16 protein-coding genes and 1 tRNA gene are annotated in these 21,124 nt (G+C 37.5%); 14 read left to right on the top strand and 3 right to left on the bottom strand.

The features are described 5' to 3' along the window. Positions 1 to 143: 143 nt before the first annotated feature. The gene (locus H8R91_RS03655) at positions 144 to 968 is read left to right on the top strand and encodes a leucine-rich repeat protein (RefSeq protein ID WP_186934900.1); all 825 of its coding nucleotides are present in this window, start codon (positions 144 to 146) and stop codon (positions 966 to 968) included. A gap of 74 nt (positions 969 to 1,042) precedes the next feature. On the opposite strand, the gene H8R91_RS03650 is transcribed toward H8R91_RS03655, so the two are convergent. The 3 genes from H8R91_RS03650 to H8R91_RS03640 are packed head-to-tail and all read right to left on the bottom strand — an operon-like array spanning position 1,043 to position 4,345. Continuing rightward, complete coding sequence (locus tag H8R91_RS03650) at positions 1,043 to 2,635, bottom strand: NAD(P)/FAD-dependent oxidoreductase (RefSeq protein WP_186934899.1); 1,593 nt, start codon at positions 2,633 to 2,635, stop codon at positions 1,043 to 1,045. Beyond that, the gene (locus H8R91_RS03645) at positions 2,632 to 3,849 is read right to left on the bottom strand and encodes a BaiN/RdsA family NAD(P)/FAD-dependent oxidoreductase (protein WP_186934898.1); all 1,218 of its coding nucleotides are present in this window, start codon (positions 3,847 to 3,849) and stop codon (positions 2,632 to 2,634) included. The genes H8R91_RS03650 and H8R91_RS03645 overlap by 4 nt, the downstream gene beginning before the upstream one ends. 46 nt (positions 3,850 to 3,895) lie before the next feature. Further along, on the bottom strand, positions 3,896 to 4,345 hold the full coding sequence (locus H8R91_RS03640; RefSeq protein ID WP_186935009.1) for a COG2426 family protein: 450 nt from the start codon (positions 4,343 to 4,345) through the stop codon (positions 3,896 to 3,898). Positions 4,346 to 4,570: 225 nt separating this feature from the next. Between H8R91_RS03640 and H8R91_RS03635 the strand changes: the two genes are divergently transcribed. The 13 genes from H8R91_RS03635 (at position 4,571) to H8R91_RS03575 (ending at position 21,104) form a co-directional block, all read left to right on the top strand. Continuing rightward, positions 4,571 to 5,053: a VanZ family protein gene (locus H8R91_RS03635; protein WP_186934897.1), complete on the top strand. Its 483-nt coding sequence runs from the start codon at positions 4,571 to 4,573 to the stop codon at positions 5,051 to 5,053. A 32-nt stretch (positions 5,054 to 5,085) separates the two neighbouring features. Further along, positions 5,086 to 6,438, top strand: a complete 1,353-nt coding sequence (locus tag H8R91_RS03630) for an MATE family efflux transporter (RefSeq protein ID WP_186934896.1) — start codon at positions 5,086 to 5,088, stop codon at positions 6,436 to 6,438. Between the two features lie 42 nt (positions 6,439 to 6,480). After that, positions 6,481 to 6,843: a hypothetical protein gene (locus H8R91_RS03625; RefSeq protein ID WP_186934895.1), complete on the top strand. Its 363-nt coding sequence runs from the start codon at positions 6,481 to 6,483 to the stop codon at positions 6,841 to 6,843. Beyond that, positions 6,833 to 7,441 carry a site-2 protease family protein gene (locus tag H8R91_RS03620; RefSeq protein WP_186934894.1) on the top strand — a complete coding sequence of 203 codons (609 nt, stop codon included), beginning with the start codon at positions 6,833 to 6,835 and terminating at the stop codon, positions 7,439 to 7,441. The genes H8R91_RS03625 and H8R91_RS03620 overlap by 11 nt, the downstream gene beginning before the upstream one ends. A gap of 13 nt (positions 7,442 to 7,454) precedes the next feature. Then, positions 7,455 to 9,311 carry a TIGR03960 family B12-binding radical SAM protein gene (locus H8R91_RS03615; protein WP_186934893.1) on the top strand — a complete coding sequence of 619 codons (1,857 nt, stop codon included), beginning with the start codon at positions 7,455 to 7,457 and terminating at the stop codon, positions 9,309 to 9,311. Continuing rightward, positions 9,286 to 9,942, top strand: coding sequence for a TIGR03936 family radical SAM-associated protein (locus tag H8R91_RS03610; RefSeq protein ID WP_186934892.1), 657 nt, complete (start codon positions 9,286 to 9,288; stop codon positions 9,940 to 9,942). Before H8R91_RS03615 ends, H8R91_RS03610 begins: the two co-directional genes overlap by 26 nt. A gap of 340 nt (positions 9,943 to 10,282) precedes the next feature. After that, positions 10,283 to 11,161, top strand: a complete 879-nt coding sequence (gene mnmL / locus H8R91_RS03605) for a tRNA modification radical SAM protein MnmL/YtqA (RefSeq protein WP_186934891.1) — start codon at positions 10,283 to 10,285, stop codon at positions 11,159 to 11,161. Between the two features lie 69 nt (positions 11,162 to 11,230). Beyond that, a tRNA-Ser gene (locus H8R91_RS03600) sits at positions 11,231 to 11,323 on the top strand. Positions 11,324 to 11,795: 472 nt separating this feature from the next. Then, positions 11,796 to 17,495, top strand: a complete 5,700-nt coding sequence (locus H8R91_RS03595; protein WP_186934890.1) for a hypothetical protein — start codon at positions 11,796 to 11,798, stop codon at positions 17,493 to 17,495. A gap of 21 nt (positions 17,496 to 17,516) precedes the next feature. After that, the gene (locus tag H8R91_RS03590; protein ID WP_022234876.1) at positions 17,517 to 17,669 is read left to right on the top strand and encodes a hypothetical protein; all 153 of its coding nucleotides are present in this window, start codon (positions 17,517 to 17,519) and stop codon (positions 17,667 to 17,669) included. 61 nt (positions 17,670 to 17,730) lie between these two features. After that, on the top strand, positions 17,731 to 18,612 hold the full coding sequence (locus H8R91_RS03585; RefSeq protein ID WP_186934889.1) for a leucine-rich repeat protein: 882 nt from the start codon (positions 17,731 to 17,733) through the stop codon (positions 18,610 to 18,612). Positions 18,613 to 18,699: 87 nt separating this feature from the next. After that, a complete protein-coding gene (locus H8R91_RS03580) occupies positions 18,700 to 19,413 on the top strand; it encodes a hypothetical protein (RefSeq protein WP_186934888.1) in 714 nt (237 codons plus the stop codon). Positions 19,414 to 19,415: 2 nt separating this feature from the next. Further along, positions 19,416 to 21,104, top strand: coding sequence for an ABC transporter ATP-binding protein (locus H8R91_RS03575; protein ID WP_186934887.1), 1,689 nt, complete (start codon positions 19,416 to 19,418; stop codon positions 21,102 to 21,104). The last annotated feature ends 20 nt before the right edge of the window (positions 21,105 to 21,124 follow it).

Genomic DNA, 21,124 nt, shown 5'->3' with positions numbered 1-21,124 from the left:
AGTCAGATTGTAATTTTTTGCACAAATTATGTCATATCTATCTACAATACAGAAAAATAGTGTTAAAATTTATTCATTTTATTGACAAAGCATTTTTGCAGTGATAACATAGAAATATAAATATATTAGTTAGGGGTTATAAAATGAAAAAATTTAAAAAAGCTATTACAGCTATAATTGTTACCGCAATGCTTACTTCTGCGTTTTCGGCAATACCATTTACTGCAAACGCAGCCGAAGTAAATGTTCCAAAGGTTTCGCAGAGCAGAGATGCTGAGCATTATGTTATAACAAGTGGCGACTACCGCTATGAGAACATTGATGGCAAGTCAATTATTTTTTGGGAATACCTTGGCAGTGATACCGATGTAGTTATTCCGGAACAGATTGACGGCAAAACCGTAACTATGCTTGCTCGTGGTGCGTTTTATAATAAAACAAATTTGAAAAGCATCACTCTTCCCAAAACTCTTACATACATTAAGGGTTGTGCTTTTTGGGGTTGCACAAGTCTTGAAAGCGTAGTAATTCCGGACGGTGTTTCAACTATTGAAGAGTATGCATTTGCAGAGTGTTACAATCTTAAAAGTGTAACTATTCCTAAGAGCGTAACCTCAATTGGCGATAGATTATTCTTCCTCCTTAACTCAGACATTACAATTTATGGCTACGAAGGTTCGTATGCACAGAGTTATGTAAACTCTTACACCGATAGCAACAAGCTGAAATTTGTGGCTATTGATGGCAAAAAAGTGCTCAAGGGTGATGCAAATGGTGACGGGATTGTAAATGTTTCCGATGTTACATCTATGCAGTTACATATTGCGGGTTCTAAAAATGATGACGGTATGCCTATAATAGATGAAAGCGACAAGGCGGTACTTGAGGCGCTCGATCTCAACGGTGACGGTCAGCTTACAGTATTAGATGTAACAGAACTTCAGATGTATATTGCAGCTCAAAATTAAATATTCATATACCTTATAAACAAAAGAAGTGCAGCTCGAATGAACTGCACTTTTTGCTTGCTGTAATTTTGCTTTTATTCTGATATGGAATTTTCTATAATTTTCTCCGCACACTTAATTCCGTCTACTGCGGCTGAAATAATACCGCCTGCATATCCTGCGCCCTCTCCGCACGGATAAAGTCCTGCTACCGAAATACTTTGTAAATTGTTGTTTCTCATAATTCTGATTGGCGATGAACTGCGGGTTTCAACACCTGTCAGCACAGCGTCACCGTATGAAAAACCGTGTAATTTTTTATCCATTTGCACTATTGCCTGTCGCATTGAGTTTGTTATAAAATCAGGCAGACATTTATTAAGGTCGGTCGGTGTAAAGTCGGGACCTACAGACGGTTTTACATCACCGATTTTTGTACTTGCCTTATTTTCAATAAAGTCGCATACACGCTGAACCGGAGCATTAAAGTTCTCTCCTCCGGCAACAAATGCTTTATGCTCAAGCTCACGCTGAAAATACATTCCTGCAAGCGGATTTTCCGATTGATAGTCGGCAGGTGTAATCCCGACAAGTAAGGCGGCATTTGAATTTTCTTCATTTCTTGCAAATTCACTCATTCCGTTTGTGCAAAGTCGGTTTTCTTCGCTTGAGGCATTTACAACTTTTCCGCCCGGGCACATACAAAATGTATATACGCCTCTGCCGTTTTCAAGGTGAACATTTGTCTTGTAGCTTGCTGCGCCAAGCGCTTTGTTGCCTGCAAATTTGCCGTACTGTGATTTATCAATCATTTCTCTGTGATGCTCAATTCTTGCGCCGACAGAAAATGCTTTTGCCTCAATCGGTATAGCTTTTTCATTTAACATTTCAAAAGTATCTCTGGCGCTGTGTCCGATTGCAAGGATAATTGCATTGGTATCAATGGTTTGTTTAGTTCCGTTATGCTCAATTTCCGCACTTGTAACAGAATTGTCTTTTGCTGAAAATCCGATAAGCTTTGTTTCAAACATAACTTTTCCGCCGAGGCGGATAATTTCATTTCTTATGCTTTTAACTGTCGGTCTTAATTTGTCCGTTCCGATATGCGGTTTTGCATTGTAAAGAATTTCGTCAGGCGCTCCGTGTTTTACAAATTCAATAAGTACCTTGCGCTGACGGGTGTCTTTAGTGCCTGTGGTAAGTTTGCCGTCAGAAAAAGCTCCGGCACCGCCTTCGCCGAATTGTACATTGCTTGTTGTGTCAAGAATACCGTTTTTCCAAAAGTTATGTACATCTTCCGTTCGGGTATCTACATCTCTGCCACGCTCGATTAAAATCGGATTTGCACCGCTCTGTGCAAGTATAAGTGCGGCAAATAATCCTGCAGGGCCTGCTCCGACTACCACAGGGCTGACCGTACCTCTGAATTTTTCAACAGTATATTCATATTTTTCTGCTATTTCGGCATTTTTAAATTTTTTGCATATCTTTTCTTCGTTTACAAAAAGTTCTGCGTCAACGGTTGCAAGAAAAAATATATTATCCTTTTTTCTTGCGTCAATCGAGCGTCTGAAAATCGTACAGCTTTTAAAAAACTTTTTATCTACATTAATAAGTTTTGCCGCTTTATTTAAGACGGTTTCGCTTGTGTAGTCAAGAGGTAAATGTATATTGCTTATTCTTATCATAGGTTTTCTCCTGTTATAATACCGCTTGCAAAAGCAAAATGCAGGTTAAATCCGCCGCAATCTCCGCAAACATCGAGTGCTTCGCCGCAGATGTATAGATTTTTTACAACTTTGCTTTCAAATGTATAGCCGTTTACTTCGTTTCCGTTTACGCCGCCGAGCATTACCTGCGCTTTTGAAAAATCTTTGCATTGTTTACATTCAAATTTCCAATTTTGAATTAAATTCGCAAGTGATTTTAGTTCTTTGTCGCTTAACTTTTTACAGCTTTCTGTCAATGCTTTGTTTGTAATGCTTTTAATAAGTGCTGTTCCTATTTTTTTATGAAAAAGACCCGTGAAAAACTCTTCGAGTGGTTCATTTGCAAACAGCTTTTTTCTGTCATAAAGTAAATTTAATAATTCTATATACGAATAATCTTTTGTAAGATTTACGGAAATAATCGGATTTTTGGTTTTGGGTAAAAGAGTTGTGAGATTGAACACACAAATTCCCGAAAGTGCATTATCCGTAAACTGTACTTCGCCGATTTCGCTTTTTATTGCTTTTTCGCCGTCATAAAGAGTAACTTCCGCTTTAGCACGGATTCCTTTAAGACTTTTCATAAAATCATTTTTGACCTGAATAGGACAGAGGGCAGGGAATAACGGCGTGATTTTATGACCGAGATTTTTTATAACATCAAGTCCGAGCCCTGTGCCGCCTGCTGCAGGAAAGGCCTTTCCGCCGCATGACATAACTGCTTTTTTGGCGGTGTATTCTCCGTTCGAGGTTTTGATATTGAAAAATTCGCCTTTTTTACGGATAAGTTCAACTTTGCAGTCGCATATGATTTCGATTTTCAGCCTTTTAATTTCCATAAGCAAAACATCAAGCACGGCACTTGCTTGTCTTGAATGAGGATAAACAAGTCCGTTTGTTTCTGTGTCGCATACAAGACCTAAGGTTGAAAAGAAATTTATAAGTTTTTCTGCGGAAAATCTGTTTAAGATTTTAGAAACATCAAAACTGCCGTGATAAAATTCTTTACTGACATTGGTGTTTGTCAGATTACAGCGGCCGTTGCCTGTAACAAGAATTTTTTTGCCTGCTTTGCTTTGAGCCTCAAGAATTGCTATTTTTAAATCTCTGTTATTTCGTTTTGCCGATATAGCCGCCGCAAGTCCCGCAGCACCCGCACCGACCGTTATTATATCATAATTTGTATTTTTCAAAGTAATCATCCTAAAAAACAGGGCAGCCAAAGCTGCCCGTCGGTTTTTATTTTGGAGCAAAAATTGCGCTTAATCCGCCGAATAAGCCCATACTTGCAAGTCCCATAATTATACCTGCAAGAATTACACCGAGCATTACTGCAATTACGCTTGACTTAAAGTCCATATCGAGCATACTTGCGGCAAGTGTACCTGTCCAGGCGCCTGTACCCGGGAGAGGAATACCTACGAATAAAAGTAAAGCGAAGAACAAACCTCTGCCAGCTTTTGCCTGCAATTTTTTACCGCCCTTTTCGCCTTTTTCAAGGCAGAATTTAAAGAATTTTCCTATAAATTTTTTGTCGCTGCCCCATACAAGAATTTTTCTTGCAAAGAAATATATAAAAGGTACGGGCAACATATTACCTAAGATAGCGAGGACATACACCCAGAATAAATCAAGCTGCATTCCTACACCGAACGGAACGGCACCTCTCAGCTCAATAAGAGGAACCATAGAAATCAAAAACACTAAGATATAGTTTAACAAAACAATACTCCTTTCAAAATAAAAGTACTAAAATAGTATAACAGATACCGATATATATTGCAATTTATTTTTTATCTAAAAAACTACAGCTTTTACGCAAAATTTTAACATACATTTAAAATATAACCATTCCTTTATTTGTCGATTGACATATTATGCAGATTTGTGTAAAATAATACGAGGTGACTAAAAATGGCTACATACAGTTGCGGCAAAAAAGCCAAAGCGATTTTAATTATAATAACGATAGCCCTTGTGGCATTTGCATTTATTCATTCCTCGATGCCTGCTGATATATCATCGGAAGAAAGCGGAAATGTACTTGAATTTTTGCAGAAAATTTTAGACTTTTTAGGTTTTACTCCCGAACTTACTGACCATATAGTGAGAAAATCCGCTCATTTCTGTGAATATACGGCAATAGGAGCAATGCTTATGTCATGCGCATTTGCTTTTGACAAACTGAAACCGTATAAATACTATATAAATGTAATGTTTTGCGGACTTGCGACTGCGGTCTGTGACGAAACCATACAACTTAATGTAGAGGGCAGAGCGGGAATGATTACAGATGTACTGCTCGACTTTTCGGGTGTGATTTTCGGCACATTAATAATGTTTTTTATTTTTTTGATATACAAAAAGCGTTTTATCGCTAAAAGTGAAAATAAATGAATATTTAAGGTTAGGAAAGGAAACAGAAACGAATGGAAAATGTAAAAGAAAACAAAATGGGCACTATGCCCATGACAAAACTGATACTTACTATGTCGTTGCCTGCAATTTTTTCAATGACAATTATGGCAATGTACAATGTAGTTGACAGTATTTTTATCGGGCAGTACAGTCAGGAAGGACTTAATGCCACTTCACTTGCTTATCCGTTGCAGATGCTTTTGATTGCTGTAGCGGTCGGTACGGGCGTCGGTATTAACTCACTTGTTTCAAGACGACTTGGCGAAAAGAATTTTAAAGAGGCAAACGAGGTTGCAACCCACGGTCTGCTGTTAAGTTTTTTCAGCTACGCAATATTTCTTGTCCTCGGTATTGTGATTTCAAGACCTTTTATGATGCTTTATACAACCAACGAAAATATCATAGAATACGGTACACAGTACCTTACAGTGGTTCTCTGCTTTTCGCTCTTTGCGATTATAGAAGTTACAATCGAAAAAACTTTGCAGGCTACGGGCAATATGATTTTTCCGATGTTGTTTCAGCTCACGGGAGCGGTAATTAATATTATTTTTGACCCGCTCTTGATTTTCGGTATAGGTCCGTTCCCTCAACTCGGTGTTACAGGAGCAGCTGTTGCAACGGTATTCGGTCAGTTTTGCAGTATGATTTTTGCACTTCTGATAATTTTCTTGAAATCTCATTTAATTAAAATTACATTCAGAAAATTTAAATTCAGTATGAAGACTGTAAAAAACATATATGCCGTTGGTTTCCCGTCTATTATTATGCAGTCGATAGGTTCGATTATGATTGTAGGACTTAACGGTATTCTTGCCGCTTCCGAGGCTTCGGTAACGGTTCTCGGTGTTTATTATAAATTGCAGAGCTTTGTATTTATGCCTTGCTTTGGACTTAACCAGGGCGTTATGCCGATTATCGGTTACAACTACGGCGCAAGAAACCGCAAGCGTGTATATTCCGCACTCAAGCGTGGTATTATAATTGGCGTAATTATTATGACTTTAGGCACATTGGCAATGTGGATAATCCCGGAACAGCTTATTTCAATGTTCGGCGGCACAGAGGAACTTATGAAGATCGGCGTGCCTGCGTTCAGAATTATAAGTCTTTGCTTTATTCCTGCCGCAGCGGGTATTATCTTTACCACCTTGTTCCAGGCAGTCGGCAAGGGAATGAGAAGTCTTATTATGTCTTTTGCCCGTCAGCTTGTGCTTATTTTACCGATTGCGTTTATTTTCTCAAGAATTTGGGGAATCGGAGCAGTTTGGTATGCATTTCCGATTGCCGAGATTTTCTCGCTTACTATTGCGATTTGTTTCTTTATAAATCTTGTTAAAGGCGATTTTAAAAAGTTAGGTTAATTTTGTCCACCTCAGTGCATATATTGCATTGAGGTGGTTGTTTTGACAGAAGAAAATTTTACAAATGAAATTACATACGATGACGGTTGGCAGAGTGCCTCTTGCCCCGAATATTCAACTCCTGCGCATACGGAAACGGAAGAGGAAAGTCCTCAAAATACAGAATTACCGCCGCAAAAGCGTAAAAAATCTCACAATACGCAAGTCCTTGTTACGATGCAGCTTATAATATGTTTATTGCTTGCTTTGGCTGCGTTTGTTATAAAAACTGTCGGCGGCGATTTTTACACTGCTGCCCGTCAATGGTATTACGGCGAACTTAACAAATCAATTATAGCCGAAAATACTCCCGACGATTACAATTTATCCGAAATTTTCGGTACTGCGACAAACGATGAAGTTTGAACTGTTCAATATTAAATTCAGTGTTTCATACACATTGCTCTGCCTGATTGCCGTTTGTATTATACTTGATATATTCGGCGGATTTGTAATGTGCAGTTTTGCTGTGGTCATTCACGAATCGGGGCATCTTTTAATGATGCTGATTTTCGGCAGCAAACCGAAGAAAATCAGCATTTCTTTGTTTGAAATTGCAATAAATGATGAAAGCCGACAGCAAAGAAGTGATTTACAGAATTTTCTTATAGTCTTTTTCGGGCCGTTTGCTAATTTTATTTGTTTTATTATTATTTTTCTGATATACTTATGTATTGGAACAGATTTATTAAAATTTGCTTATGTAAATCTGTCGCTCTGTCTTTTAAATTTACTGCCTGTAATGTCGTTTGACGGCGGGCAGCTATTGTATATTTTGCTTAGCCGCAGATTTACGGGTCATACGGCGGAAAAGGCAGTAAATATCATAACTTTCATCGCATTATTTCCAATAGCTGTGCTGGGATTTATAATACTTTTTAATTCGGATTATAATTTTTCGCTGTTGTTTGTATGCGGTTATATTATACTTTCATTAGTTTTTAAAAATAACAGGTATTTCTGACGGAGGTAATACAATGGTCAGCAAGGAAGTAGAAAAACTTTTGCTAAAGGTTCAAAAGCCGGGCAGATATGTTGGCGGAGAGCTTAACGCAGTTGTAAAAAATAAAAAAGATGTTGATGTGAGGTTTGCTTTCTGCTTTCCTGATACCTACGAAGTGGGAATGTCGCATCTCGGAATGAAAATTCTATACAGTTTGTTTAATTCAATTCCGTATATATGGTGTGAAAGAGTTTTTGCGCCGTGGATTGATATGGAAGAAGAAATGATTAAAAATAATATTCCGCTTTATGCACTTGAGAGCGGCGACCCTGTATCGGATTTTGATTTTATCGGTTTTACATTGCAGTATGAGCTTAGTTTTACAAATGTGCTCAATATGCTTAAGCTTTCGGGTGTGCCGATTAAATCCTGTGAGCGTACAGGTTTAAAGCAGATTGTTGTGGCAGGCGGCCCTTGCACCTGCAACCCCGAGCCGATTGCGGATTTTATCGACCTTTTCTTCATAGGTGAGGGCGAAGAGGTTGACCTTGAGGTTATGGAGCTTTACAGAAAGTGCAGAGCAGAGGGTAAGTCAAGAGAGCAGTTCCTCATTGAATGTGCACAGATAGAGGGCGTGTATGTGCCGTCGCTTTATGATGTTGAGTACAACGAGGACGGCACAATTAAACGGTATATTCCAAAGCACGGTGCTCCGTCTGTTGTTCACAAGCGTCTTATGAAGAAAATGGACGAAAGCTATTATCCCGATAATTTCGTAGTTCCGCTTGTGGAAATTGTGCATGACAGAGCGGTGCAGGAGATATTCCGTGGCTGTATTCGTGGCTGTCGTTTTTGTCAGGCAGGATTTATTTATCGTCCCGTAAGAGAAAAATCTCCCGAAGTTATCAATAAGCAGTGCAGAGCATTGTGTGAGAATACGGGTTATGACGAAGTGTCGCTTTCTTCGCTGAGTTCAAGCGACTACACACAGATTGTGCCGTTGCTTACAAAACTCAATGAGTGGAGTAAGGACGAAAAAGTCAGTATTTCTCTGCCGTCATTGCGAGTTGACGGTTTTACCGATGATATTATGAATAAAATCAAAACAGTGCGTAAGAGCGGACTTACATTTGCGCCCGAGGCGGGAAGTCAGCGTATGCGTGATGTTATCAATAAAAATGTTCAGCATGATGAGCTTATGCAGACCTGCGCAACAGCTTTTGAAGGCGGTTGGACTACTGTAAAACTGTACTTTATGATCGGGTTGCCTACAGAAACAATGGACGATGTAAAGGCAATTGCCGACCTCGGACAGGCTGTAGTCGATACTTATTATAATTGCCCGAATAAGCCAAAGGGAAAGGGTGTAAGAGTAACAGTTTCTGTGTCATCATTTGTGCCAAAACCGTTTACGCCGTTCCAGTGGCACGGACAGGACACAATCCCTACTTTGCACGCTAAACAACAGCATATCAAAGAAAGCATTACAACCCGCAAGATTCAGTTTAATTACCACGATGCCGACACAAGTTACCTTGAGGCGGTATTTGCCCGTGGTGACAGAAAGCTGTGTAAAGCAATGGAAATTGCCTGCGAAAAAGGTTTTCATTTTGACGGTTGGGGCGACTGCTTTGACTTGCAGAAATGGCTTGATATTTTTGAAGAGTGCGGCATTGACCCGACATTCTACGCAAACCGTCAGCGCTCGTTTGACGAGGTATTTCCGTGGGATCACCTTGACTACGGCGTAACTAAGGATTATCTTATTAAAGAATGTAAAAAAGCATATGAAAATACAACAACACCGCATTGCCGTTTGAAGTGCAACAACTGCGGTGCGGCAAAATACGGGGAGGGTGTGTGCTTTGAAAAACGCAAGAGTTTGGTTTAAGAAAGATAACGAGTGCCGTTATATATCGCACCTCGACCTTAACCGCTGTATGTTAAGAGCATTGCACAAGAGCAAAGCTCCGATATGGCATACCGAGGGATTTAATCCGCACCCGTTCGCAACTTTTCCTCTGCCGCTTTCACTCGGATTCAGAGGAATTAACGAGTGTATGGATATAAAATTGATTGAAGATATTTCCGATGAAGAATTAATCAACAATCTTAATGCCTGCCTGCCGCAGGGCATAAGAGTTTTTGCGGTTACAGAGCCGATTATGAAAGCCGGAAAAATTGCGTATGCAAGGTTTAATATGAAAATCAGCAATGATAATCTTAACTCTGATAAAGTATATACCGCACTGAAAGAACTTTTGGAAAGCGAAGAAATTATGCTTGAAAAGAAGTCAAAGTCGGGTTACAAGACTGTTGATTTAAAGAAAAGTATTAAAAATTATTCTTTATCGGAAAAATGTGATTTTGCCGAGCTTGAAATTGTACTTTCCGCAGGCAGTACCGACAACGCAAATCCGAACCTTATTATCAAGGCTTTGGAAAATGCTGCGGGCGAAGAATTTTACGCCGATATTACGAGAGAGGATTTATATAATTCTGATATGGAATTATTTAGATAAACTATGTTTATATTTACAATTCGCAATGCAAATTCATACCAAGCAATTTTTTAACGGCGGCATTGACAAAGAATTTGAAAAACTTGAAGACGAAATTTCAGCAAAATTTCTTGAGTATATCAAGCTGTATTCTAAGCTGTAATTAAGATTTTTAAAAAATCACACAAAGTTTCACATTTTTTTGTACTTCTATTCATATAATCGTCACAAAAGCTGGTTATTATATAAGCACAATAAAGTTAACAAGAAGTTTTCATAGATTTTCCTCTTCTAAATTTTCTAACCAAAGCAATGACCGACATAGTCGGTCATTTTGCATTTTACCGAAAACGGAGCAGTTATGTATTATTATTCTCTAAACGAATATTTAAAAAACACCTTTGGCGAAAAGGTATATAAAATTTCTCTTGACGGCGGTATGACTTGCCCTAACCGTGACGGCAAAATAGACACACGGGGGTGTATTTTTTGCAGTAGGGGAGGTTCGGGAGAATTTTCCGCCGACAGAAACCACAGCATAACCGAGCAAATTCGGGAGGCTAAAGAGAGAATCGGCAGAAAAACCGATTGTAAAAAATTTATTGCTTACTTTCAGCCGTTTACAAATACATACGCACCCGTTGAGTACCTTGAAAAAATTTTCACCGAGGCTATAGAACCCGATGAAATTGTCGCTTTGTCGGTCGCTACCCGTCCCGACTGCCTGCCTGACAAAACCGTAAATTTGCTCTCAAGACTTAATAAAATAAAGCCTGTGTGGGTGGAACTCGGCTTGCAGACAGTTCATAAAAGCACGGCAGACTATATTCGCCGTGGATATGACTTAAGCGTGTATGATGATGCGGTTAAGCCCCTGCACAAGGAGGGCATAAGCGTAATAACGCACATTATAATCGGTTTGCCTAATGAAACGGAAGATATGATAGTGCAGAGTGCTGAATATGCGGGCAAATGTTCTGACGGCATTAAGTTACAGCTTTTGCACATATTAAAGGATACCGACTTATGCGATGAATACGAAAAGGGCAATGTGCCCGTTCTGTCGCTTGAGCGATATGCGGATATACTCGTAAAATGCCTTAGAGTTATCCCAAAAACCACCGTAATACACAGGCTTACGGGTGACGGAGATAAAAAAATACTTGTAGCCCCCCTGTGGAGCGCAGACAAAAAGCGTGTGCTTAACTATATTAACAAGGTATTAAGGGAAAGCGAATAATAAGTATTATTAATTTTAAAAAAAGTCTTGATTTTCCTTTGCGTATTTGATATAATAGGCATTGTCTTTGGAGAGATGTCCGAGCTGGCCGAAGGAGCATGATTGGAAATCATGTGTACGGTAATCACCGTACCAGGGGTTCGAATCCCCTTCTCTCCGCCATAATTTTAAAAAGTCTTGTCGATTTCGGCAAGGCTTTTTCTTTTGTTATAATGCTTTATTGTGAAAAATATTGCTAAAAAAGTGCGGTTATAACAAATAACTGCAAAACCAATGCAAATTATGCATATTGACAGCAAAAATTTTTTGTTATAAAAAATTTATAAAATTATAATTCTTTGAAGTAATTTAAAATATTATTATTGCACAATAATTATATATTTGTTTTGTATATAATTAATAAAGAAATGTCAAAATCGACAAAACATCAAAAAAATATTGAAATAAAAACCTAAAAATGTTATAATATAAAAGAATAAAATTATGGGTTAGTATACGGTCTGACTGCCGAATACAGCAAATTCACCGAAGGTCAGTCGGTAAAAGCGGTCGCCGTCAAAGCAAAACTTCCCTCTCGGACGGTACAGACTTATTCGGCTCATATGTTTCAATTTTTTTAATGGAGGTAATAAAAATGAAAACGAATTTCAAGCGTATTGGCAAACAGTCGATTTCTATTGTGCTTGCTGTTATGATGATGCTTTCGACTATGCTTGTCGGTATGGTTACTTCGAATGCGGCTGACACTTTTACTAAGGGTTCAACATTGTATTTTGATACTAAAGCAATAAATCAAGGCAATGAGCGATGGGCTGCATATTTCTTTAATAGTGATACTGACAATGCTTGGGTAGATTGTACTGCTGTTCCCGATGATAATAAAATTTATAGCGTTACAGTCCCGGGGAGTTATGCCAATGTAATTTTTTGCCGTATGGACAAAGCTCAAACTGAAAACGGCTGGGGCGATATGTTATGGAATCAATCTTATAATTTAAAAGCATCTGAAGCTACCGGTAACGAATATGTATCCACTGGATGGGTTTCTAATACAAAATATTTTACTGGTGAATGGGGAACATATGCAGATTCTAATACTACTCACAAAGTAACTGTTAATTTTAGCAATGCTACAGTAAAACTTGGTGACAATACTCTTACAAGCGGCACTGCTGTTACTGTTGATAATGATAAAGATTATACACTTACAGTTACACCTAACAGTGGCTATTCACTTTCAAAAGTAATGCAGGGTAGTACTGATCTTGGTACAAGCGGTACTTATACTTTAGCTGCTGGTACTGATGATGTTACCATTGATATTACTACTGAAAACAGTACTGAAAACGATTATGAATTCTATGTAACAGGTTACATGAATGGTAATGATTTAACTACAAGTAATAACTATAAATTTACCAAAGAATCTAATGGCATTTATACATGTACGATGACACCTACAGATCATTTATATGTTACCATTACTGATAAAAATACAGGTAAAGTATATTGGTCTGCATCTTATGAAGAACTTAGTGAAAATACCTACTCTACTAAAACTGTTGTAGAAAGCGGTGGTGATAAGTGGGGTATTCTTGGTCAGGCAAATAACGAAATTAAAATTACATTTGACATTACTGCCGGAATAAGTAACGGTAAAATTAAGTGGGAATATGCTGTTGCCGATCCTGTATCTGTTGAATTAAATGCAGACCTTGTAGATGGCAGTGCAGCTTACATTTATTCATACACAGATAACGAAACAGGCAATATTGTAACAAATACTGACGAAACTGTTCAGTCTGTAAATGCAAAACCCGGCACTTCTGTAACATTCAAAGCTAAGTCAGTTGACGGTTACTTCCCTAAGTGGAAGTTTGAAGGTAAGTTCGCTACTGGTGATACTTATACTCTTGATGCTTCTTCTGTAACCGGCACAACAGTAACTGTTTATCTTACATATGAAAAGATTGAAAATCATAACATTATTGTTGCAAGCAATAATGGTGGTAATGTAAGTTATACTTACAACGGTACAGCAGGCACAGTTGCCGAAGGCACAACTTCTTCTGCTATTTCTGTTGCGTCTAACTCAACTATCACACTTAAAGCTAATGCAGTCAAAGACTATGTATTCAGCGGTTGGGAATTTGACAATGAAAGCAATGTAGTATTTGCAACTGGTCAGGACTCTTTCTCAACTTCAATTACAATTAATGTTGTTGGCGATGTAAAGGTAACTGCAACTTTTGAAGAGCACCCGGGCACTCTTTCAGATTGGAAGTTTATGTTATCAGATTCTGATCAGGCACTTTCTCAGGATAGCGCTGGTAAATATAAAACAAACTATCCAGTATATGAGAACAATGGTACATATTCTGTAACATTCCCTGTTTCTGCAATTTCATCAAATAATACTCAGTTTTTATCCTTCTCAACAGACGGTAAAAATTCTGGTTTAGTTCCTAACAACAGCACCTTTACGGTGAAAGTTGATGATCACTTTAAGAATTATGTAAAACAAGCTCAAAATAAAGAATGGGGCGGAAAACATTTCCCACTGGTTCAGTTCCAAAATACTGACGATATTACTAATATCGAGGTAACTTACAATTCTAAAACACAGACATATATCATCAATGGTACATATTTTGTAGCTCCGGCTAATTCTCATAAGGTTTACGCTACAATGGGTAGCCAAGTTGGTCATAAATTTGGTACAACAACTATTTCCTTGTTGAGTGGTGACAAACCTCTCAAAACAAGTGTTAAGGATTTCTATAATCTTTATGTTGTTAATGATAAAGAGCAGATTACTGTATCATGTACTGTAAACAAAGAAGAGGCAGACCTTGGCTATTATGTATATGCTTTTGTTGTAAACGGCGAAAAGGTAGATGTAGTAGATAACGGCAATAATGTTTATCAGACTGCTTCACCTATTACTGTAACAAAGGATCTTGAAATCACTCCAATTTACTATAATAAAGTAATTGAGGCAGACGGTAACTATATTACTATCTACACCAATGCTCCAGAGTCACTCCAGACACCTTGGGGAAATTCAATTTCAATTTATTCTTGGTATAATGATACAGACATTAATATGGACGGTGCTTATCCCGGTCAGCTTATGATGCGTGACTCTCAGGGCAGATTTGCCGCTAAGGTTTCTAAGTACGCTTATACTAATGTTAACGGTAAATTTACTTGTGATAAAACCAAACAGGTATTAGGTATTACTAATAACAACTACTACGAAAACGAAGATGTTCATAAGCTCTTCTTAAACGAAGTTCAGTTACATAATAACCAGACATACGACTATGATGACTTTGAAAAGCTTACCAGTATGGGATACGATACCGTTGAGTTTGATGTAAAGTATTACGCTGATAAAACCGAGTCAAACCAGAAGTTACTTGTTAATAATGCTACAAATAACAAACCTATGGCAGGTACTACAATTATTGATAAAACTGCTACAGATTATGAAGATCTTACCAACATTGACGGTGAGCTTGTAAGTATTCTTGGTTATACAAATGAAACTGCTAAGAATAATAATAATACCGGCCTTAATACTGCTGAACCACTCCAGATTATTTCTGTTGGTAACCAGAGTATGCAAATAGGTACAATTAATAACAAATGGTCAACTATTTGGTATGTATATAATTCCGCCGGAGATTATGTTACTCAGGGCATGCCATCTGACTTTATTCCAAGAGGTTCTGTTGACGAACACGGCAACTTTACTGAGGCAACTCCTTCTGAGCAGACAGAAGCATATCAAGCTATTGTAAAAGCCGGTTTAAAGTATAACAGTGCTAAAATTTCTTATGAAAACAGAATGGGTGCTTCAACATCTGTTGAACCTAAAAACACAGGTTATCGTATTGACGGTCGTTGGTACTATGCTCGTTCTACCGATAAGCTGGATGTAAATGTTGGTATCATTTACAGAAATTCTGAAAATGATGTTTGGACAGTTGATAAGCCTTCTGGTGATTCTAAAATTACCGGTAAGGTAACAGGCGGCTCAGCTTCCTTTGACTATACGGATAGCGTTGGTTCTACTCACACTAACTTAGCTTCTGATTCTGTAGAAAGAAATACAATCATTACATTGAACGCTACTAACGGTACTCAGTATAAGTTTATAGGTTGGGCTACACCAAAGTATGGTGCAGACGGTAAAGTTACAGGTTACACAGATCTTAACCTTACAGACCTTAACGCAACATATACTGTAGGTACAAATACAGAGCTTTATGCAATGTATGAGCCATATCCTACAGGTTTTGTAACAATAACTCATTCAAAATATACAGGTCCTGATTCACATAACGGTCTTGGTATTTTCTCTGTAACAGCTAAAGTGTTTGACGCTAACGGCAATCCTGTTGCTTCTCAGGCTGTTGCTACACAGAGTGATGCCGGTTCAGTAACACTTGAAAATATTGTAAACAAAAATGATGGTTCTTATATTGAGGTAACACTCTATACTCAGTCATATGCTAAGTCACACTTCCTTAACTTCTACTATCCGGAGGTTGCAAGCGGTGTTTCTACATTGAAAAAAGAGCCTAACGGTGATTATTACGATAAGGAATGTCCTGCTAATGCTCCTGCAACTATAACTTATATGGTTAAGGTTTCAGACCTCTTTGTTAATGACAAGCAGACTGTAATGGCTCTTAACTACTATTCAGATCTTAAGTTGCCTGAAGTTGAGTCAAATATTACATTTAACTACAACCCTTACAGCACAGCTCCAAATCCGGTTCCTGCAGCAAGTAACGGTACCGGTAAAACAACATTTACTCTTACTATTACTGATAGCAACAATAAGGTAGTTTATACATCTAAGTCTGATATTAGTAGTTTGACATTAAAGGGAAATGCAGAACTTAAAGAAATCCTTGCAAACTTAACTAATGGAAGTGATTATACAATCACTATCACTATGAATCCTGTTGCTGATTCACATTGCAATGTAGGTGAAACATACCGCCAGACAAATAATGCCGGTACTTACACATATACAAAAGCAACTGATGATACAGTATGGGAATATAATCAGGAAAATAAATCATATTCTGCAAAGCTTTCCGAATTGTTTGATACTACTAGTCAGAAGTTCAAAACTAATACAATAAATCTTTACACTGACTTTACAGCTGATGTATTTAACTACAATGTAACATTTAAGTATCTTGGCTACGAGAGCAGAGAGTATTATAATAATAACGGCTTTAAACAGGAGCAGATTCCTGCAGGTGCTATTAATCAGAATTGGTGGAAAACTTACACAGTAAAAGGCACATTCTATGGTTCTGACATTGACAAGTATTTTGATGAGGTTGACGGTTCTTATAAGTTTAAGGAGTCATTCCTCTTAAAGGTTGCACCATACGAAGACAACTTTGTACAGTCTATCACATGGGATCTTAACAATGTCGTTTATCCTACAACCAACGCTATGCTCTCAGTAACAGCTACTGTTCCTGCTAAGTATGACAACGGTTTTGTAACTGTTACAGCCGACTTAGGCAATGATAAGCCAAAGCAGACATATTCAGTAAACTATGCTTCACTCGTTACACCTAAGAATCTTGTAGGCTCAACAACTCAGAGTACTAATGATGAGGATTACCTCATTGTTGCTCCTGAAACAAATGCTAATGGTGAAAAGTTCAGTTACTGGACAATCCAGACTGATGACAGCAACGGCATTGAAGTAGCTAAGTGTTATACAAGAGAGTTTAACTTCCTTGCTTATGACAATTATCTCATTACCGCTTGCTACGGTAAAGATGTTGACGCTTCTAAGTCAGGTGTATCTGCCACAATGCAGTTCCTTGAGTATTCAAGAAACCAGTATGATCCAGGCAGAGATAAGGTATATGCTGACTTTGCAGTTTCTTATAATTACAACGGTAAAAAGCTTTGTGCTGACATTAATAAAGATGTAGTTTGCGGTGTAGTATTTGTTGTAAACAGCAAACACAGTTCAGCTGCTGACGCTACTGATAAGTTCACAGTAGATGAGTCTGATTTACTTGCAAAAGTTAAGGCTCTTAACAGCGGCAACTTATCAGATAAGACAATGGGTGACGCTAAGGTTTACAACTACAAGCTTAACAAGAAAAATCTTGATAACAAGAACAGACTTGAATATAGCTGGAATGTAAACAACACTGAAAACAACCAGAATCTCACAATACTTGCTTACTCATACATTTACAATGCTACTACTGATGAATATAGCGTTTCTGCTCCTCAGGAATTCAAATTCTTCAATGTTGGCAATAAGACATATGAAGGTTAAGCAATAGAAAAGGAGGCAATTATGAAAAAATCTTATATTTCCCCTGAAATTGAGATTCAAAAATTCTCTTTTGAGGATATTCTTGCTGGTGGCGGAACCGATGACCCTGGTTTAAAATATAGCAATCCTGAGAATCCAGGTTACGAATCCGGCGGTGAAGAGGGCGACCTCTAATAATAACACATAATTTTGGTAAGGCAGTCTTTTGACTGCCTTACTATAAAAGGTGATTTTTATGATTAAAACCATTGCAAAAAAGCTTTCTGTTTTTGTTTTAGCTTTATCATTGCTTTTAATGTCTGCCGTTCAGTTTAGTGCAGACTCATACCTTGTAAGTAAAGACGGTTTTTATTATTTGATTGAAAATTCTGAGGCGGTAATTTACGGATATGATTATAATAATCGTACTACCGATATTGTAGTGCCGAACACAATCAGTGATTACCCTGTAACAAAAATTGCTCCTCGTGCATTTTCAAACAATACTAAGCTTACAAGCATTTCATTTACAAATGCAATGTCATTAAAGAGCATTGGCAAATATGCTTTTTACGCTTGCAGTTCTATTGAGGAAATTATAATTCCCGGTTGGCTAAACAGCATTGGCGAGTTTGCTTTTCAGGATTGCACAGCTTTAAAGAATGTTTCTATTTACAGCAATGTGTCAGTAATTCCCGAGCAGGCATTTGGCAACTGCATTTCGCTTGAGAAGATTAATATTCCAAGCACAGTAAAGTCTATTGGCAGCTATGCTTTTTATAACTGCTCTGCACTTACCGAGCTTACACTTTCAAAGAACATTACAGACATTGCAAACGGTGCTTTTTACAACTGTCCTAACCTAACTTTATATGGCTATTACGATACAGTTGCAGAAAGCTATGCCGAGCAGAACAACATTCCTTTTGTTCATCTTGATAAAAAGGTGATTTCGGGTGATGTTAATCTTGACGGCAAGATAGATATTAATGATGTAACACTTCTACAGCGTTACATTGCAGGTGAGTCTGTATTAACAGATGACGCTGTTAAGGCTGCCGACTTTAACAAGGACAGAATTATTGATATAATTGATGCTACAGCAATTCAGACATTTATCGCTCACGGTCAAAACTAAATTATTAAACTTAAGCACAGGTGGCAACATCTGTGCTTTTTCTTGCTTATTTTTAGATTTTGTTATATAATAAAATTTGGTGATGTTATGCCAATTTACAAAATTGCTGATATTATAAGCGATATAAGACCTAAATTTCCGACATTTGAAAAAAATGCAAAGAATTATGAGTATTCGGGCAACGAACCTGTTCAAATTAAAATTTCGATTCGTGAGGATTATATACGAAAAAGAGCAGAAAAAAATACTCACTTAACACTTGGTAATTTGGAATCAATTTTTCTTGCCGATACTTTCAATAAAAAAATTCTGAAATATAATGCAATATTTCTCCATTCGTCTGCAATCCTTTATAAAGGCAAAGCGTATCTTTTTTCTGCCGATTCGGGAGTGGGCAAGTCAACGCACACTAAACTGTGGAAAAAAAAATTCGGCGCTGAAAATGTACAGATAATCAATGATGATAAACCGATTATCAGATTTATTGACAATGATTGGTATGTGTACGGTTCGCCCTTTGACGGTGGAACGGGCATAAATAAAAATATCCGTGCAAAACTCGGCGGCATTATTTTTCTTGAAAGGGCAGAGGAGAACAGTATTGAAGTCCTTGACAAAAACAGTATTTTTTCAAGAATATATAAAAATACGATTAAATTTTCTCTTGATGATGAATATGCGGGATATATGTTAAATACGGCTGATAAGTTGATTAAGGAAAATTATTTCTATTTGCTAAAATGCAATATGAATATTGAATCGGCGGAAATTTGCGAAAAATTTTTAACTGACAGGAGATAGCTATGGAAAAGCTGAAAAAAATACTTGATTCCGAAACCAATAAGTGGATAGTAAAAAAAGCCAAACCACAGGTTTTAGGTATTATAATTATGTCTCTTATTTTCGGCGGAATGGCATATCTCGGTGTTGCGGTCGCTACTTTGTCGAGGGGTATTGTGGATTCGGCGGTTAACTCTGATGTCGGCGGAATTGTGTATTTCGCAATTATACTTATTTCACTTACGATCGCACAGCTTGTCATAAGAATTATAAGTAAGGTGCTGACTTTCAATGTATCGTCAAAACTTGAAATTTCTATAAAACAAGATATTTTCGATAATATTATCAGAAAAAAATATAATGAGATTTCAAGCATACACACCGGCGAACTACTTAACAGAATAACAAGCGATGTGTCGGTTTTAGTCAGTTCGATTATTTCTATAGTGCCGAATATGGTATATTTTATCGTAAAATTGGTTGGTGTTTTTGTTGTACTGTTTGCTATTGATAAAACTTTCAGCCTTGTTTTTGTTTTCGGTGGTGCACTGATGTTTGTTGTTGTGCTGCTTTTTAAGTCAAAAATGAAAACATTGCATAAGGCGGTACAGGAATCTGACGGTAAGACAAGGTCGTTTTTTCAGGAGATTTTTTCAAGTCTGCTTGTGGTAAAAGTTTTTGGCGCTGAAAATAAGGTGTCTGAAAATGCTATGAATTTGCAACAGAATAATTTTAAAATAAAACGAATAAGAAATTATATCTCTATAGTTGCCACAACCGGATTTTCTTTTATATTTGCCCTCGGATATATGTATGCTTTAATTTGGGGTGCTTTTGCAATCAGCGAACATACCATTACATACGGTGTATTGACTTCTATGCTTGCGCTTGTGTCGCAAATTCAAGGCCCTGTTCGTGGTATCAGCAGTATTTTGCCGTCATATTATTCTGCTCTTGCAAGTGCGGAGCGACTTATGGATATTGAAAATCTCGATAATGAAGATGTGGTAAATAATTCTGCAATTGATACCGAAAAGCTGTATGATAAGACAGAAAAAATAGTTATTGATAATATTACTTTCAGCTACGGCAGGGAAAATGTGCTTGAAAATACAAGTCTTGTGCTAAAAAAAGGTGATTTTGCATTGCTTGCGGGAATTTCGGGAATAGGCAAAAGTACGCTTACAAAGCTTTTGCTTAATGTAATTTCACCCGATAAAGGCGAGATTTATCTTTCACTTTCAAACGGAGAAAATGTGTTTGTCGATAAAAATATAAGATGTATGTTTTCGTATGTGCCGCAAGGTAATTTTCTGCTTTCTGGTACAATCAGAGATAACATTGCATTTGTATCGAATAATCCCGATGACGAAAGAATTATTGAGTCTGCGAAAATTGCCTGCGCTTATGATTTTATAAACAGATTGCCAAATGGACTTGATACTGTCGTGGGTGAGAACGGAAAGGGCTTGTCGGAGGGTCAGATACAAAGAATTGCGATTGCGAGAGCGGTTTACTGTAATTCTCCGATTATTATTTTTGATGAGGCAACCTCGGCACTTGACGCCGAAACAGAAGTTCAACTGCTTAAAAATCTTAAAACACTCAAAGATAAAACTTGTATTTTGATTTCTCATAAAATGGCGGCAAAAGATATTTGCAACAAAGAAATTGTAATTAAGAATAAAAAAATTATTTCTTACGATATTTAGGTGGGTACAAGCAAAATCTC

The sequence above is a fragment of the Ruminococcus intestinalis genome (genome assembly GCF_014288065.1).
GTDB lineage: Bacteria > Bacillota > Clostridia > Oscillospirales > Acutalibacteraceae > Ruminococcoides > Ruminococcoides intestinale_A.
This window is presented reverse-complemented; position numbering and strand designations above follow the sequence as displayed.